This is a genomic window from Burkholderia sp. Bp9099, assembly GCF_003857805.1.
GTDB lineage: Bacteria > Pseudomonadota > Gammaproteobacteria > Burkholderiales > Burkholderiaceae > Burkholderia.
The window spans coordinates 222,567-238,076 of sequence record NZ_QTPU01000008.1 but is presented as its reverse complement, the minus strand read 5'-3'; the positions used below and the strand labels follow the sequence as shown (position 1 = coordinate 238,076).

At 69.5% G+C, this 15,510-nt stretch carries 12 protein-coding genes and 1 pseudogene; 11 read left to right on the top strand and 2 right to left on the bottom strand.

Annotated features, from left to right (window positions below; translation table 11 throughout):
* Positions 1-84 precede the first annotated feature (84 nt).
* Positions 85-1,104, bottom strand: a complete 1,020-nt coding sequence (locus tag DIE17_RS11545; RefSeq protein WP_124920838.1) for a zinc-dependent alcohol dehydrogenase family protein — start codon at positions 1,102-1,104, stop codon at positions 85-87.
* Positions 1,105-1,231: 127 nt separating this feature from the next.
* Here DIE17_RS11545 and DIE17_RS11540 point away from each other — a divergent pair, with 127 nt between their 5' ends.
* From DIE17_RS11540 to DIE17_RS11510, 7 genes and pseudogenes are all read left to right on the top strand, one after another.
* Positions 1,232-2,185 (top strand): LysR family transcriptional regulator, encoded by a 954-nt coding sequence (locus DIE17_RS11540; RefSeq protein WP_124528960.1) that lies wholly within the window; start codon positions 1,232-1,234, stop codon positions 2,183-2,185.
* Between the two features lie 102 nt (positions 2,186-2,287).
* Positions 2,288-2,365 (top strand): annotated as a pseudogene (locus tag DIE17_RS11535) (short-chain dehydrogenase); the annotation flags it as partial.
* Between the two features lie 179 nt (positions 2,366-2,544).
* Positions 2,545-4,500 (top strand): arylsulfatase, encoded by a 1,956-nt coding sequence (locus tag DIE17_RS11530; protein WP_124920837.1) that lies wholly within the window; start codon positions 2,545-2,547, stop codon positions 4,498-4,500.
* A gap of 10 nt (positions 4,501-4,510) precedes the next feature.
* A complete protein-coding gene (locus tag DIE17_RS11525; RefSeq protein ID WP_124487718.1) occupies positions 4,511-5,560 on the top strand; it encodes a formylglycine-generating enzyme family protein in 1,050 nt (349 codons plus the stop codon).
* Positions 5,557-6,366, top strand: coding sequence for a MetQ/NlpA family lipoprotein (locus DIE17_RS11520; protein ID WP_124487717.1), 810 nt, complete (start codon positions 5,557-5,559; stop codon positions 6,364-6,366). The genes DIE17_RS11525 and DIE17_RS11520 overlap by 4 nt, the downstream gene beginning before the upstream one ends.
* Positions 6,360-7,346, top strand: coding sequence for a YkgJ family cysteine cluster protein (locus DIE17_RS11515; RefSeq protein ID WP_124920836.1), 987 nt, complete (start codon positions 6,360-6,362; stop codon positions 7,344-7,346). Before DIE17_RS11520 ends, DIE17_RS11515 begins: the two co-directional genes overlap by 7 nt.
* Positions 7,347-7,411: 65 nt before the next feature.
* Positions 7,412-7,762, top strand: coding sequence for an antibiotic biosynthesis monooxygenase (locus DIE17_RS11510; protein WP_124920835.1), 351 nt, complete (start codon positions 7,412-7,414; stop codon positions 7,760-7,762).
* 62 nt (positions 7,763-7,824) lie between these two features.
* Here DIE17_RS11510 and DIE17_RS11505 read toward each other — a convergent pair whose 3' ends face one another.
* Positions 7,825-8,757, bottom strand: coding sequence for a LysR family transcriptional regulator (locus DIE17_RS11505; RefSeq protein ID WP_044847290.1), 933 nt, complete (start codon positions 8,755-8,757; stop codon positions 7,825-7,827).
* A 203-nt stretch (positions 8,758-8,960) separates the two neighbouring features.
* Here DIE17_RS11505 and DIE17_RS11500 point away from each other — a divergent pair, with 203 nt between their 5' ends.
* From DIE17_RS11500 to DIE17_RS11485, 4 genes are all read left to right on the top strand, one after another.
* Positions 8,961-9,734, top strand: a complete 774-nt coding sequence (locus DIE17_RS11500) for a putative hydro-lyase (RefSeq protein ID WP_124920834.1) — start codon at positions 8,961-8,963, stop codon at positions 9,732-9,734.
* 217 nt (positions 9,735-9,951) lie between these two features.
* Positions 9,952-11,256 (top strand): MFS transporter, encoded by a 1,305-nt coding sequence (locus DIE17_RS11495; protein ID WP_044847288.1) that lies wholly within the window; start codon positions 9,952-9,954, stop codon positions 11,254-11,256.
* 130 nt (positions 11,257-11,386) lie between these two features.
* Complete coding sequence (locus DIE17_RS11490; protein WP_124920833.1) at positions 11,387-15,025, top strand: hydantoinase B/oxoprolinase family protein; 3,639 nt, start codon at positions 11,387-11,389, stop codon at positions 15,023-15,025.
* 89 nt (positions 15,026-15,114) lie between these two features.
* Positions 15,115-15,462 (top strand): hypothetical protein, encoded by a 348-nt coding sequence (locus tag DIE17_RS11485; RefSeq protein WP_124920832.1) that lies wholly within the window; start codon positions 15,115-15,117, stop codon positions 15,460-15,462.
* The last annotated feature ends 48 nt before the right edge of the window (positions 15,463-15,510 follow it).

Here is a 15,510-nt window from a genome sequence, read left to right as displayed (position 1 = left end):
CGGCGATCCGGGGGCGTACGGGGATCCGGCACGGGTTCCGGGTGTGCCGGAAAGAAGGCGGCGGCGGCCGCCTTCATCCATCCGTTACGAAGCGACGCGAATCACGACCTTGCCGAAATGCTGGCCCGACTGCAGGTACGCATACGCTTGCGGCGCCTCGTCGAAGCCGAACACGCGATCGACCACCGGCCTGATCCGCTTCGCATCGACGAGCCGCACGACGTCGTCGAGCATCGCGCGGCTGCCGACCATGATCCCGTGCAGTTTCCGAATGCCGCCGATCAGCGACAGCAGCCCGAGTTCGGGGCCGCCGAACCCGCTGACGCCGCCGATCACCGACACGATGCCGCCCAGCCTCGTCGCGGCGACCGAGCGCGGCAGCGTGTCGTGTCCGCCGACTTCCACGACGAGATCCGCGCCCGCACCGCCGGTGAGCCGCAGCACTTCGTGCTGCCACTCGGGCGTCGCGCGATAGTTGATCGTTGCATCCGCACCGAGTGCGCGGGCGCGTTCGAGTTTCGCGTCGCTCGACGACGTGACGATCGTGCGCAGGCCCGCCGCATGCGCGAGCTGCAGTGCGACGATCGAGACGCCGCCCGTGCCGAGCAGCACGACGGTCGAGCCCGGCCCCGCGCAGCCGTCGGCGAACAGCGCGTTCCATGCGGTGATGCCCGCGCACGACAGCGTCGCCGCTTCGTCGTAGTCGAGATGCGCGGGAATCGCGACCAGCGCCGCTTCGTCGGACACGAAGTGCTCGGCGAGCACGCCGTCGAATTGCGCGCCGGGCGAACCGGAGACTTTCTGCGGCGTGGGCGGCCCGTCGATCCAGCGCGGGAAGTACGTGTTGATCACGCGATCGCCCGGCTTGAAGCGCGTGACGTCGCGGCCGGTTTCGACGACTTCGCCGGCGCCGTCGGCGACAGGAATCAGCGCGTCCTTGCCGATGCCGAGATAGTCGCCGCGCGCGAACATCAGGTCGCGGTAGTTCAGTCCTGCCGAGTGGATTTTCACGACGACGTCGGTCGGCCCGACGGGGCGACGCGTCGCGTCGATGCGCCGGAGCGCGGCGATGCCGTCCCCCGGTCTGATTTGCCATGCGTGCATGTCGACTCCTTTTTCGAGATAGACCGGACTATCATAGTGTTGCGCGTCCGGACGCATTGGCGATTATTCGGCCAACGATTGTCGCCGGCACGGATACAAACCTGTCATCCCATCGGAGTGGAACTGCATGGACGAGCGGCTGAGAGGCATCGCCGAATTTGTCGACGTCGTGGAGTCGGGCAGCTTCGCCGCGGCGGCGCTGCGCCTCGGCATGACGCGCTCGGCCGTGGCGAAGATCGTCGCGCGTCTCGAACAACGGCTCGGCGCGCGGCTCTTGCAGCGCACGACGCGCCAGCTCGGCTTGACCGACGAAGGGCTCGTCTATTACGAGCAGTGCCGGCGGTTGCTGGCCGAACTCGGCGAGACGGAGGCCGCGCTCGACGCGGGCCGGCGCGAGCCGACCGGGCGCGTGCGGATCAGCGTGCCCGTGCTGTTCGGCCGGCAATGCGTGGCGCCCGTCGTGCGGCGCATCATCGAGCGTTATCCGCGGCTTGAAATCGACGTGTCGTTCAGCGATCGCCTGGCCGACCTGGTCAACGATGGCTTCGACATCGCGGTGCGCATCGGCGAGCTTGCGGATACGAGCACGCTCGTCGGGCGGCGGCTTGGCGTACAGAGGATGGGCATTTGCGCATCGCCGGCGTATCTCGAACGTCACGGCCGGCCGACGGGATCCGACGAGCTCGCGTCGCACGTCGGCATCGCGTATTCGCGCGGCGGGCAGCCGACGCCGTGGCGGATCATCGGCCCGGACGGCGCGGTGCACGACCATCGCCCGGCCGGCCGCCTGCGGTTCGACGACCTGCTGGCGATCGCGGACGCGGCCGCAGCCGGCGCGGGCCTCGCGTGGCTGCCGTGCTGGCTGATGGCGCCGTACGTGCGCGACGGGCGTCTCGCGCTCGTGATGGACAGCGACAGCGTGTCGGGCGCCGAAGTGTTCGCGGTGCGGCCGGCGTCGCGCAACGTGCCGTCGAAGGTGCGCGTCGTCATCGATGCGTTCGTCGACGAGATTCCGCGCATGCTGGCATCGGACGACGCCGACGGCGAGCGCGTGCCGCGGCGCAGCGTTCACGCTACGTAGCGACGCCGCAGGATCGGGCGATGCGGAAGACGCGGACGACGGCGACCACACGCGTTTTCTGCGCCTGACGGACAATCGGTGCGGGTCGTGCATGCGCCGCGCGCGAGCGCGCTCGTCGGTTGCACGCGCACGTGGGCGCTGGAACTCGCCGGACACGGCGTGACGGTCAACGCGCTCGCGGTGGACGGCGGCGGTACCCTCGGCGGACGCAACTGACGCAACGCGTGCATGACGGCGCGAGTCGTCGATCAACGGGCGGCGTGCATATTCCTGCTCCCCGTTAGCATGTGACGAATCCGACTTTGGCCTCCGCGCGGGCGCCGCTAAGATCGCCGATCCGTAATCGAGCGTTCGACAAAATGAAAAAGTCCGCGTCGCCGTTGCATGCCTTCCGTTTCCGTGTCGTCTGCGCCGCGATTGCCGGCGTGTTGTCGCTCGCATCGTGCGGGGGCGTCGACAGCGATGCGCCGTCGCAGTCGGCCGCGACACCGCCGCAGGCCGCGAAGCGCCCGAACATCCTGTACATCATGGCCGACGATCTCGGCTACTCCGACATCCATGCATTCGGCGGCGAGATCAACACGCCGAACCTCGACGCGCTCGTCGCGTCGGGCCGCATCCTGTCGAACCACCACACGGGCACCGTCTGCGCGATCACGCGCGCGATGCTGATTTCCGGCACCGATCACCACCTCGTCGGCGAAGGCACGATGGGCGTGCCGACCGACGAGCGGCGCGGGCTGCCCGGCTACGAGGGCTACCTGAACGATCGCGCGCTGTCGTTCGCACAACTACTGAAGGACGCCGGCTATCACACGTACATCGCCGGCAAGTGGCACATCGGCTCGGGGATCGTCGGCAGTGCGACGGGCAGCGGACAGACGCCCGACCAGTGGGGTTTCGAGCGCAGCTACGTGCTGCTCGGCGGCGCGGCGACGAACCATTTCGCGCACGAGCCGGCCGGCTCGTCGAACTACACGGAAGACGGCAGCTACGTGCAGCCGGGCCAGCCCGGACAGCCGGGCGGCGCCGGCGGCAATCCGGCCGTGTTCTACTCGACGGACTTCTATACGCAGAAGCTGATCTCGTACATCGATGCGAACAGGCAGGACGGCAAGCCGTTCTTCGCGTACGCGGCCTACACGTCGCCGCACTGGCCGCTGCAGGTGCCGGACCCGTGGCTGCACAAGTACGCGGGCGTATACGACGCCGGCTACGATGCGATCCGCAACGCGCGGATCGCGCGGCAGAAGGCGCTCGGCCTGATCCCCGCCGACTTTAAGCCGTTCGACGGCCTGCCCGAGACGACGGCCGCGTCGCCGGCAACGGCGAACAACGGCACCGCGAACGCGAAGTACATCAGCGCCGTGCATTCCGCCGCCGACGGCTACAGCGACTACGGCACTGGCAAGGTCGACAAGCTGTGGGCGAGCCTGAGCCCGGCCGAGCGCCGCGCGCAGGCGCGCTACATGGAGATCTATGCGGGGATGGTCGAGAATCTCGACTACAACATCGGCCTCCTGATCCAGCACCTGAAGGACATCGGCGAATACGACAACACGTTCATCATGTTCCAGTCGGACAACGGCGCGGAAGGCTGGCCGATCGACTCCGGCGCGGACCCGACGGCGACCGACACCGCGAACGGGCAGGAGCCGGTCTATTCGACGCTCGGCACCGACAACGGCAAGCAGAACGCGCAACGGCTGCAGTACGGGCTGCGCTGGGCCGAAGTGAGCGCGACGCCGTTCCGGCTCACGAAGGGTTATTCGGCCGAAGGCGGCGTGTCGACGCCGACGATCGTGCGGCTGCCGGGGCAGACACGCCAGTTGCCGACGCTGCGCGCGTTCACGCACGTGACCGACAACACGGCGACCTTCCTCGCGGTCGCGGGCGTCACGCCGCCGTCGCAACCGGCGCCGCCGCTCGTGAACACGCTGACGGGCGTCGACCAGAACAAGGGCAAGGTCGTCTACAACAACCGCTACGTCTATCCGCCGACGGGCCAGTCGCTGCTGCCGGTGCTCACCGGCTCGGCGACGGGCGAGGTGCATACCACGCCGTTCGGCGACGAAGCGTACGGCCGCGCATACCTGCGCAGCGCCGACGGCCGCTGGAAGGCGTTGTGGACCGAACCGCCGCTCGGGCCGCTCGATGGCCACTGGCAGCTGTACGACCTTGCGGCGGATCGCGGCGAGACGACCGACGTGTCGGCGCAGAACCCGTCGGTGATCAGCACGCTCGTCGATCAGTGGAAGACGTACATGAGCAACGTCGGCGGGGTGGAACCGCTGCGTCCGCGCGGCTACTACTGAGGACGGCACGATGCGGTTCCGCTTCCGGACACTCGGCGCGGCGCTCGCAGCCACGCTGTTCGCGGCTGCGTTCGCCGTCGGCTACGCGAGCCCGTCGGCGTCGCCCGCCGGCGCCTTCGACGACGCGAATCGCGGCCGCCCGCTCGTGCCGCTCGGCTCGGAGCGGCAGTGCGAGCGCTACTCGGGCGTGCCCGCGAAGTGGCGCGACGACCCGAAGGCCGGGATGGTGCACCTGAGCGGCGGCGCGTTCGTGTTCGGCAGCACACGCGGCTATGCGGACGAGCGTCCGGCGGGCGACGGCAAGACGCGCGTCGGCGGCTTCTGGATCGACCAGACCGACGTGACGATCGCGCAGTTCGCCGCGTTCGTGCAGGCGACCGGCTACGTGACCGAGGCCGAGCAGCAGGGCGGCGCGGCCGTGTTTCACGTGCCGACGCGCGACGAGCTGAACGCGCGCGACCTCGCATGGTGGACCTGGGTGAAGGGCGCATCGTGGCGGCAGCCGCGCGGCCCCGGCAGCAGCGTCGACGGGCTCGGCAACCTGCCCGTCACGCTCGTCACGCAGCGCGACGCGCTCGCGTATGCGCGCTGGCTCGGCCGCGATCTGCCGACCGAAGCCGAATGGGAATACGCGGGCAAGGCCGGTCGCGACGACGCGTCGCTCGATGCGGCGCCGCGCGACGCGCAGGGCAAGCCGGCCGCGAACTACTGGCAGGGCGCGTTCCCGGTGCTCGATACGGCCGAGGACGGCCACGCGGGCCTCGCACCGGTCGGCTGTTATGCGGCGAACGGTTTCCATCTGTACGACATGATCGGCAACGCGTGGGAATGGACGAAGGACACATACACGGGCCAGCATCAGTCGCACACGAACGGCGACACGGCGGCCGTCGCACCGCCGACGCGCCGGCACGACACGCCGATGGTGATCAAGGGCGGCTCGTTCCTGTGCTCGCGCGATTACTGCGTGCGCTATCGCGCGTCGTCGCGCGAGCAGCAGGAAGCGGATCTCGGTGCATCGCATATCGGGTTCCGCACGATTCTGAGGGATGCGTCATGAAGCGGGTGATGCATTGCGTTGCCGCGTCGCTGATCGTTGCGTGCGGTGTCGCCCATTCGGGCTGGATCGTTGCGGCCGAAACCGTCACGTCGACGATCCGCGTCGGCGTGACGCACGGCGTGCATGCGGACATCCTGGACGAGGTGAAGCGTGTCGCCGCCACGCGCGGGCTGAATGTCGACGTCGTCGAATTCGACGACGCGTCGCGCATCGATACCGCGCTCGCCGACGGCAGGATCGACGCGGCGAGCTTCGAGGACGCGCAGCGCCTTGCCGCGACGCGCACGGCGAAAGGTCATGCACTGAACGCCGTCGCGCCGACTGTCACGCTGCCGATGGCGCTCTATTCGAGAAAGATCAGGAGTCTGAACGAACTGCAGCCCGGCGCGACGGTCGCGATCCCGGCCGATCCGCGCGGGATGGCTCGCGCGCTCGTGCTGCTGCAGAACGACACGCTGGTGACGCTGCGCGACCAGGCCGGCCTGCACGCGACGCTGTGCGACGTGACGGGCAACCGGCTCGCGCTGAAGCTCGTCGCGCTGCGCCGCGACCGGCTGCATGCGGCGCTCGACTCGGCCGCGTTCGTCGCGATCGACTACGAGGACGCCGCGCGCGCGGGGCTGCAGCCGGCGCGCGACAGCATCAATCTCGAGGATGCGCGCTCGCCGTATGCGAACGTGCTGACCGTGCGCGACGCCGACCGCACGAAGCCGTGGGTCGCGCAGCTCGTCGCCGCGTATCACTCGGACGACGTCGCGCATTTCATCCTGACGCGCTATCGGGACTCGGTGCGGCGGCCGTGGTAGACGACTACCGCCTCGCGTGCAATGCGTGCGGCCGCTGCTGCAACAGCGCGCCGACGCTGTCGTTGCGCGAACTGTTCCGGCATCGGCACCGCTTCGTCGGCGCGCTGACGATCCATCGTGTGCCGAAGCGGCGCATCGGTGAACGAACGCGCGCGGGCGGACGCGAGCATGCGCTCGACGCGGACGACATCGCCGCCTGCGATGCGCTCGCGAACGCGTTGTTCCACCGCGCACGCGGCGCGAACGACGAATGGATTGCGCTGACGCTCCAGGGCTACGACTATCCGTCGCTCGGGCGCTGTCCAGCATTGGCCGACGACGGCCGCTGCAGCGTGCATGCGGACAAGCCTTCGATCTGCGGCGCCGTGCCGCTCGATCCGATGCTGCCGGACCGCCTGCAATCCCGCGTGCTCGCCGGGCGGCGCGACGAGACGGCGTGGCTCGGTGCGAATTGCATCGTCGGCGCGGACGGCGGCTCGGCTTCCCTCGATATGGCGTCGGCGCTGCCGCTCGTGACGGCAGGGCAGCTCGCGGACCGCGCGGCGCTCGACACGTTTCGCGATGCGCTCGCGTTCGAGCGTGCGGTATGGCGCGACGTGGTGTTCGCATCGCTGATCGACGGCGGACCGCAGGTGCGCGCGGCGTTGGCGCGGCTTGCGCCCGGCGGTTACCTGACGATGTCGATCGTGCCGGTGCTGCTGGCGGTCGCATCGGTGTCCGCACATTGCCGCGCGTTGTGCATCGACTTCATCGACGCGCAGCGCGCGTTGATCGACGCACGTATCGAGGCGGCGCTCGCACGCCGTCGTCTCGACGACCGGCCGCCGACGGCCGAATTGCGCGGCTTTGCGCAGGCACTCGAACGTGCGGGGAACGCACTCGCCGCCATGCCGGCCGCCACGGCGGGCACGCGCACCGACGCCCCGCGCATCGACGCGTGGCTCGACGATCGGCACGCTTCCATCGCGCTCACCGCGTGACACCGGCGGCACGCCGCGCGTGCCTTACACTTGGCGCTCTTTCAACCGTCTCCGATGGGGCGCGCATGTACGCATCGACCTTCATTTTCCGCGCAGGGCAATACGACGACGAATTCCACCGCCTCGACCGGCAGATCGCCGACATGGCGCGCGCGACGCCCGGCTACCTCGGCGAGGAGACGTGGGAGAACGCCGAGGCGAGGCTGATCCAGAACGTCTACTACTGGGAATCGGAGGCGGCGCTGCGGCAGTTGATGCAGCATCCCGCGCATCTGGAAGCGAAGGCGAAGCAGGCGCGCTGGCTGGACGGCTATCGCGTGGTGATCTCGCAGGTGCTGCGCGAGTACGGCGACGGCAAGCTCGCGCAGCCGCATGCGCAGCCGCATGCGCAGCCGCATGCGCGGCAGCCGGCGTAAGCCGATCGCCGAACGGGCGATTCAGGCGCCGTGCGTGATCCGCCAGGCATCGCCACACGACATCAAAGCGCCTCGACCAGCAGCCGGTTGCTCTTCTCGCAATACTCGTGACACGCGGCGCGTGCCGCGATCGACGCGCCATGCACGAACTTCGGCGCGTCCGCCCGCCGTGACATCGACACGACGATCGACGGCGGCGACGGCTGCAGCGGCAGCTCGACGACCTCGCCGCTCGCGATCAGCGCATCCACGAACAGCACCGGAATCGCGGCGACGCCGAAGCCGTCGCGCACGAGCTGCACGATCACCGAGATCGACGGCGAGCCGGTGATGCGCGTCTCCGACAGCGGCACGCCATGCGCGTGCGCGAGCGTGCGCACGATGTCCTCGAGCGCGCGGTGCGGCGCGGTACCGCGCCCGTAGGTCAGGATCGGCTGGCGCAGCACCTGCCGCGCGAGGCCGGTGCGCGCAGTCGGCAGCAGCCCCGCGCGCGCGATCCAGCGCACCGGATAGTTCGCGAGCGCGTCACAGACGACCGACGCCTCGTCGCTTCCCTCCACGCGAATGATCAGGTCCAGTTCGCCGGCCATCAGCCGGCGCTGCAGCACGACGCTGACGTCGACGGTCAGGTCGATCTCCAGTTGCGGATAGTCGGCGGCGAGGCGGCGCAGGTAATGCGGCAGCCAGCTGTGCACGACCGTCTCGATCACGCCGAGCCGCAGCTTGCCGCGCAGCGCGCTTTCGCCGGCCGCGGCGGCCTGCAGCTCGTGCGTCGCCTCGACGACGGCCTTCGCATAGCCGAGCAGGTACTCGCCGTTCGGCGTGAGCCGGAATTCGCGGCTGTCGCGGTCGACGAGCACGGTCTGCAATTCGTCCTCGAGCGCCTTCAGGCGCTGCGAGATCGCGGCCGGCGTCGCATGCAGCGCGGCGGCCGTCGTGCGGAAGTTGCGCAGCTTCGCGAGCGTGACGAAGGTTTCGAGGAAACGCGTGTTCATGGCGGTCGGCAAGGCGTTGGGCGCGCAGCTTGCCCCGCTGAAAAAATGAACGGGACTGGGGAAAACCCGGCTTCGTGTAAAGAAATTCTATACACGCGACGCAAAAAAACTCGTTGGCGACAAAATTTTTTCTTTTCTATTCTTCGCCGTATCCGCTGACGCAACCGTCATTCCGACGACATATCGATCTGCCCGCGACCATCATGACGCCTACCGAATTCCGCCAGTCCGTGCGCAACGGCACGTTTCGCAGCCCGACGGCCGGCCAGTGCGGCCCGTTCGCGCAAGCCAATCTCGCGATCCTGCCGAACGCGTACGCGCACGATTTCCTGCGCTTCTGCCAGGCGAACCCGAAAGCGTGCCCGCTGCTGGGCGTGGGCGAACCCGGCGCGTTCCGGCTCGACGTGCTCGGCGAGGATCTCGACATCCGCACCGACGTGCCGAGCTACAACGTCTACCGCGACGGGTGCCTGACGGAGCGGGTCGAATCGCTCGAAGCGCTGTGGCGCGACGATTTCGTCGTGTTCGCGATCGGCTGCTCGTTCTCGTTCGAGGACATGCTGGCGCGCGAAGGGATCGGGCTGCGCCACATCGAGGAGGGTCGCAACGTGCCGATGTACCGTACGACGATTCCGAACCGGCGCGCGGGAATCTTCGGCGGCCAGCTGGTCGTGTCGATGCGGCCGCTGCGCGGCGCCGACGCGATCCGCGCGGTGCAGATCACGAGCCGGTTCCCGGGCGTGCACGGCGCGCCGGTCCATATCGGCCATCCGCAGGAACTGGGCATCGCCGATCTCGGCGCGCCCGATTTCGGCGACGCGGTGACGGTGCGCGACGGCGAACTGCCGGTGTTCTGGGCGTGCGGCGTGACGCCGCAAACCGCGCTGATGGACGCGAAGCTGCCGCTCGCGATCGCGCATACGCCCGGCTACATGCTGATGACCGACATCACGAACGCGTCGCTGGCCGTGTTCTGACCCGACCGACGCCGGCGGCCCGCACGGGCGCCGGTCCGGCCCCGACGCGGCGGCATGCCGCGACCACAGACGATCCGCCCGCCCGGAGGGCGGCGCGCACCCGTGGCCCGACGAGTGCGATGCACGCACGACACGCACCACACGCACCACACGCACCACACGCACCACACGCACCACACGCAAGGTTTCGACCGCATATTTCGACAGGAGCTTCACCATGGAAAGCAAGACCCTCGCGGCGCCCGCCGCCGACCCCGCGGGCCCCGCACGCAACGGCCTGTTCGGATGGTATGCGGACGCGCAGCCGCGCGAACGCCGCGCGTTCTGGAGCTGCAAGGTCGGCTACATGCTCGACGGGATGGATACACAGATGCTGTCGTTCGTGATCCCGACGCTCGTCGCGACCTGGGGCATCTCGCTCGCGGACGCCGGCTTCATCGGCACGATGACGCTGCTCGCGTCGGCGCTCGGCGGCTGGATCGCGGGCATCCTGTCCGACCGGATCGGCCGCGTGCGCACGCTGCAGCTGACGGTGCTGTGGTTCGCCGTGTTCACCGCGCTGTGCGGGCTCGCGCAGAACTATCACCAGCTGCTCGCGGCGCGCGCGCTGATGGGCTTCGGGTTCGGCGGCGAATGGACGGCCGGCGCGGTGCTGATCGGCGAAGTGATCCGCGCCCGCGATCGCGGCAAGGCGGTCGGCCTCGTGCAGTCGGGCTGGGCGATCGGCTGGGGGCTGTCGGCGCTGCTGTATGCGCTGCTGTTCTCGGTGCTGCCGGCCGAACAGGCCTGGCGCGCGCTGTTCCTCGTCGGCCTCGCGCCGGCGCTGCTGGTGGTCGTGATCCGCCGCTACGTGAAGGAGCCGGACGTCTACGAGAAGGAGAAGGCCACGCAGGCGAAGGTAGCCGACGCGCCGCGCCTCACCGAAATCTTCGCGCCGAAACTGCTGTCGACGACGCTGCGCGCGGCGCTGCTGACCACCGGCGCGCAGGGCGGCTACTACGCGATCACGACCTGGCTGCCGACCTTCCTGAAGACCGAGCGGCACCTGACCGTGATGGGCACCGGCGGCTATCTCGCGATGATCATCTTCGGCTCGTGGGTCGGCTACCTGACGAGCGCGTACCTGACCGACCGGCTCGGCCGCAAGCCGAACTTCATCCTGTTCGCGCTCGGCTCGATGGTGATCGCGTTCGCCTACACGTCGCCGGTGCTGCACCTCACGAACGCGTCGATGCTGTGGCTCGGCTTCCCGCTCGGCTTCTTCGCATCGGGCATCTTCTCCGGGATGGGGGCGTTCCTCACCGAGCTGTTCCCGACGCGGGTGCGCGGCTCGGGCCAGGGCTTCTGCTACAACGTGGGCCGCGCGATCGGCGCCCTGTTCCCGTTCCTGATCGGCGCGCTGTCGAAGCACTACGGGCTCGGCGCGAGCATCGGGATCTTCGCGGTCGCCGCCTACGGCGTGTTGATCGTCGCCGCGCTGACGCTGCCCGAGACGCGCGGCCGCGAACTCGACGCCGCATAACGCCGCATGGGCGGGCGCCCGCCCGCCGCCTTTCTACCGCTCCCTTTTCATCGAAGCCCTCACGCGGCGCGCGACGCGCGCCGTGCGGCGGCGCTCGTCCTTCGTTCAACGACGCATCGAGTTCATCGCCATGACTGACCGACACACTTTCCCCGTTTCCTCCGACGCCGCGCGCTGGCAATTCTGGATCGACCGCGGCGGCACCTTCACCGACATCGTCGCGCGCCGGCCCGACGGCTCGCTCGTCACGCACAAGCTGCTGTCGGAGAATCCCGAGCAGTATCGCGACGCGGCCGTGGCCGGCATCCGCCACCTGCTCGGCCTCGCCGACGGCGAGCCGATCACGCCCGAGCGCGTCGACATGGTGAAGATGGGCACGACGGTCGCGACCAACGCGCTGCTCGAACGCAAGGGCGAACGCACCGCGCTCGCGACGACGCGCGGCTTTCGCGACGTGCTGCGCATCGCGTACCAGAACCGGCCGCGCCTGTTCGATCTCGACATCGTGCTGCCCGATGCGCTGTACGAGACGGTCGTCGAGGTCGACGAGCGGATCGGCGCGCACGGCGACGTCGTCGTGCCGCTCGACGCGCAACGCGCGGAAGCGGCGTTGCGCCGCGTGTTCGAATCGGGCGTGCAGGCGCTGGCCATCGTGCTGATCCACGGCTATCGCTACACCGCGCACGAGCGCGCGCTGGCGGACCTCGCGCGCCGGATCGGCTTCACGCAGGTGTCGGTGTCGCACGAGGTGTCGCCGCTGATGAAGATGGTGTCGCGCGGCGATACGACCGTGGTCGACGCGTACCTGTCGCCGATCCTGCGCCGCTACGTCGAGCAGGTCGCGCACGAGATGCCCGGCGTGAACCTGCAGTTCATGCAGAGCAGCGGCGGCCTGACGCGCGCCGACGCGTTCCAGGGCAAGGACGCGATCCTGTCCGGCCCGGCCGGCGGCATCGTCGGGATGGTGCGCGCCGCGCGCGCGGCCGGTTTCGAGCGCGTGATCGGCTTCGACATGGGCGGCACGTCGACCGACGTGTCGCACTACAACGGCGAATTCGAGCGCGTGTTCGAGACGCAGGTGGCCGGCGTGCGGATGCGCGCGCCGATGATGAGCATCCACACGGTCGCGGCCGGCGGCGGTTCGGTGCTCGGCTTCGACGGCGCGCGGCTGCGCGTCGGGCCCGAATCGGCCGGCGCGAACCCGGGGCCGGCCGCCTACCGGCGCGGCGGCCCGCTGACGGTGACCGACTGCAACGTGATGCTCGGCAAGATCCAGCCCGATCACTTCCCGCGCGTGTTCGGCCCGCATGCGGACCAGCCGCTCGACCGCGACGGCGTGGCCGCGAAATTCGCGGCGCTCGCCGACGAGATTCACGCGGCGACCGGGCGGCGCGACACGCCCGAGGCGCTGGCCGAAGGGTTCCTGGAAATCGCGATCGGCAGCATGGCGAACGCGATCAAGAAGATCTCGGTGCAGCGCGGCCACGACGTGTCGCGCTACGTGCTGACGACGTTCGGCGGCGCGGGCGGCCAGCACGCCTGCGGCGTGGCCGACGCGCTCGGGATGACGCAGGTGTTCGCGCATCCGCTCGCGGGCGTGCTGTCCGCTTACGGGATGGGGCTCGCCGACCAGACCGCGATGCGCGAGCGCGCGGTGGAAGCCGTGTTGTCCGATGAATCGTTGCCGGCGCTGAACGCGGCGCTCGACCGGCTGGCCGACGACGCGGTCGGCGCGCTGCTCGAACAGGGCGTGGCGCCGGAGCGCATCGCGACCGAGCGGCGCGTGCACCTGCGCTACCAGGGCACCGATTCCGCGCTCGACGTGCCGGCCGGCAGCGTCGCCGCGATGCAGCAGGCGTTCGAGGCCGCGTACCGGCAGCGCTATGCGTTCCTGATGCCCGGCACGCCGCTGGTCGCCGAGCTGGCATCGGTCGAGGCGATCGGCCGCTCGGATGCGCCGGTCGAGATCGCGCCGCTCGTGCCGCGCGACACGGGCGCGGCGCCACGCGCGCACAGCGCCGTGCGTTTCCATTCAGGCGGCCAATGGCACGACGCGGCGCTGTACGTGCGCGACTCGCTGCTGGCCGGCGACACGATCGACGGCCCGGCGATCGTCGCGGAGAAGAACGGCACGACCGTCGTCGAACCCGGCTGGCGCGCGCAGATGACCACGCAAGGCAACCTCGTGCTGACGCGCACGACGCCGCTGCCGACGCGCCGCTCGCTCGGCACCGATGCCGATCCGGTGCGGCTCGAGATCTTCAACAACCTGTTCATGTCGATCGCCGAGCAGATGGGACTGCGGCTGCAGAACACCGCGTATTCGGTGAACATCAAGGAGCGGCTCGACTTCTCGTGCGCGATCTTCGACGGCGACGGCAACCTGATCGCGAACGCGCCGCACATGCCGGTGCATCTCGGCTCGATGGGCGAGAGCATCCGCACGGTGATCGAGCGCAACCGCGGCCGCATGCGCGACGGCGACGTGTTCATGCTGAACGACCCGTATCACGGCGGCACGCACCTGCCGGACGTCACCGTCATCACGCCGGTGTTCGCGGACGGCTCGGACACGCCGCTGTTCTACGTCGGCTCGCGCGGCCACCATGCGGACATCGGCGGCACGACGCCGGGCTCGATGCCGCCCGATTCGACGCACATCGACGAAGAAGGCGTGCTGATCGACAACTGGCAGCTCGTGTCGGCGGGCGTGCTGCGCGATGCCGACACGCGCGCGCTGCTCGCGTCGGGCCGCTATCCGGCGCGCAACGTCGAGCAGAACATGGCCGACCTGCGCGCGCAGGTCGCGGCGAACCAGAAGGGCGTCGACGAGCTGCGGCGGATGGTCGGGCAGTTCGGCCGCGACGTCGTGCTCGCGTTCATGGGGCACGTGCAGGACAACGCGGAAGAAGCGGTGCGGCGCGTGATCGGCGCGCTGCAGGACGGCGCGTATCGCTATCCGCTCGACAACGGCGCCGAGATTCGCGTCGCGATCCGCGTCGACCGCGCGGCGCGCCGCGCGGAGATCGACTTCACCGGCACGTCCGCGCAGCTCGACAACAACTTCAACGCGCCGAAGGCCGTCTGCATGGCCGCGGTGCTCTACGTGTTCCGCACGCTGGTCGGCGACGACATCCCGCTGAACGCCGGCTGCCTGAAGCCGCTGACGGTGATCGTGCCGGCGCGCTCGATGCTGAACCCCGAGTATCCGGCGGCCGTGGTATCGGGCAACGTCGAGACGTCGTCGGCGATCACCAACGCGCTGTACGGCGCGCTCGGCTGCGTCGCATCGAGCCAGGGGACGATGAACAACTTCACGTTCGGCAACGACCGCTACCAGTACTACGAGACCATCGCCGGCGGCAGCGGCGCGGGCGACGGCTTCGCGGGCGTCGGCGCGGTGCAGACGCACATGACGAACTCGCGGCTGACCGACCCGGAGGTGCTCGAATGGCGCTATCCGGTGCGGCTCGACTCGCATCGGCTGCGCGCGGGTTCCGGCGGCGCCGGGCGCTGGCGCGGCGGCGACGGCGCGGTGCGGCGGATCCGCTTCCTCGAGCCGATGACCGCGTCGATCCTGTCGAACAACCGGATCCACGCGCCGTTCGGCGCGGCGGGCGGCGAGGCCGGCGCGCTCGGCCGCAACACGATCGAGCGGGCGGACGGCACGGTCGAGACGCTCGAGCATATCGGCCGCGCGCAGATGGCGCCGGGCGACGTGTTCGTCGTCGAAACGCCGGGCGGCGGCGGGTACGGCGCGGCGGGCTGAGCGGCAGGGGGGCGCACGCGGAAAGCGGTGCGGCGGGGCGCCCGCCGCACCGCATTCTGTGGATTCCGGGCGGCGATCGCACCGGTTCCATGCATGCCGCTGCATCGGTCGCGCAGTCCGCCGATATATTCGCTCGCGCCGATCGACGCGATGTTGCAACAGCGCTGGGAATAAGGGCGCGCATTCACGCACGAACGGCAACAAGAATCCCGATTCCGCGCGCGGCGCAATGCGATCCGACCCCGCCGCAGCGCCGTGCCGACACATCGCTGCCGGGATGCCTCGATTTCCCGCAAACCGCCGTCCGGCGGGGCGCTCCGGCGATTCCACCGGCCGGGTTCGACGCGTTCGCGACCGGCTTCGTGCCTCCCGCCGATCACGAAAAATCCGTCATGCCAACCGAGTTCCAATTCCTTGACACCCCGTTCCAAATGTGAGTGCCAATCTTCTTCGTCATTTGATAAGATGGGTTCCATCATTCGTTT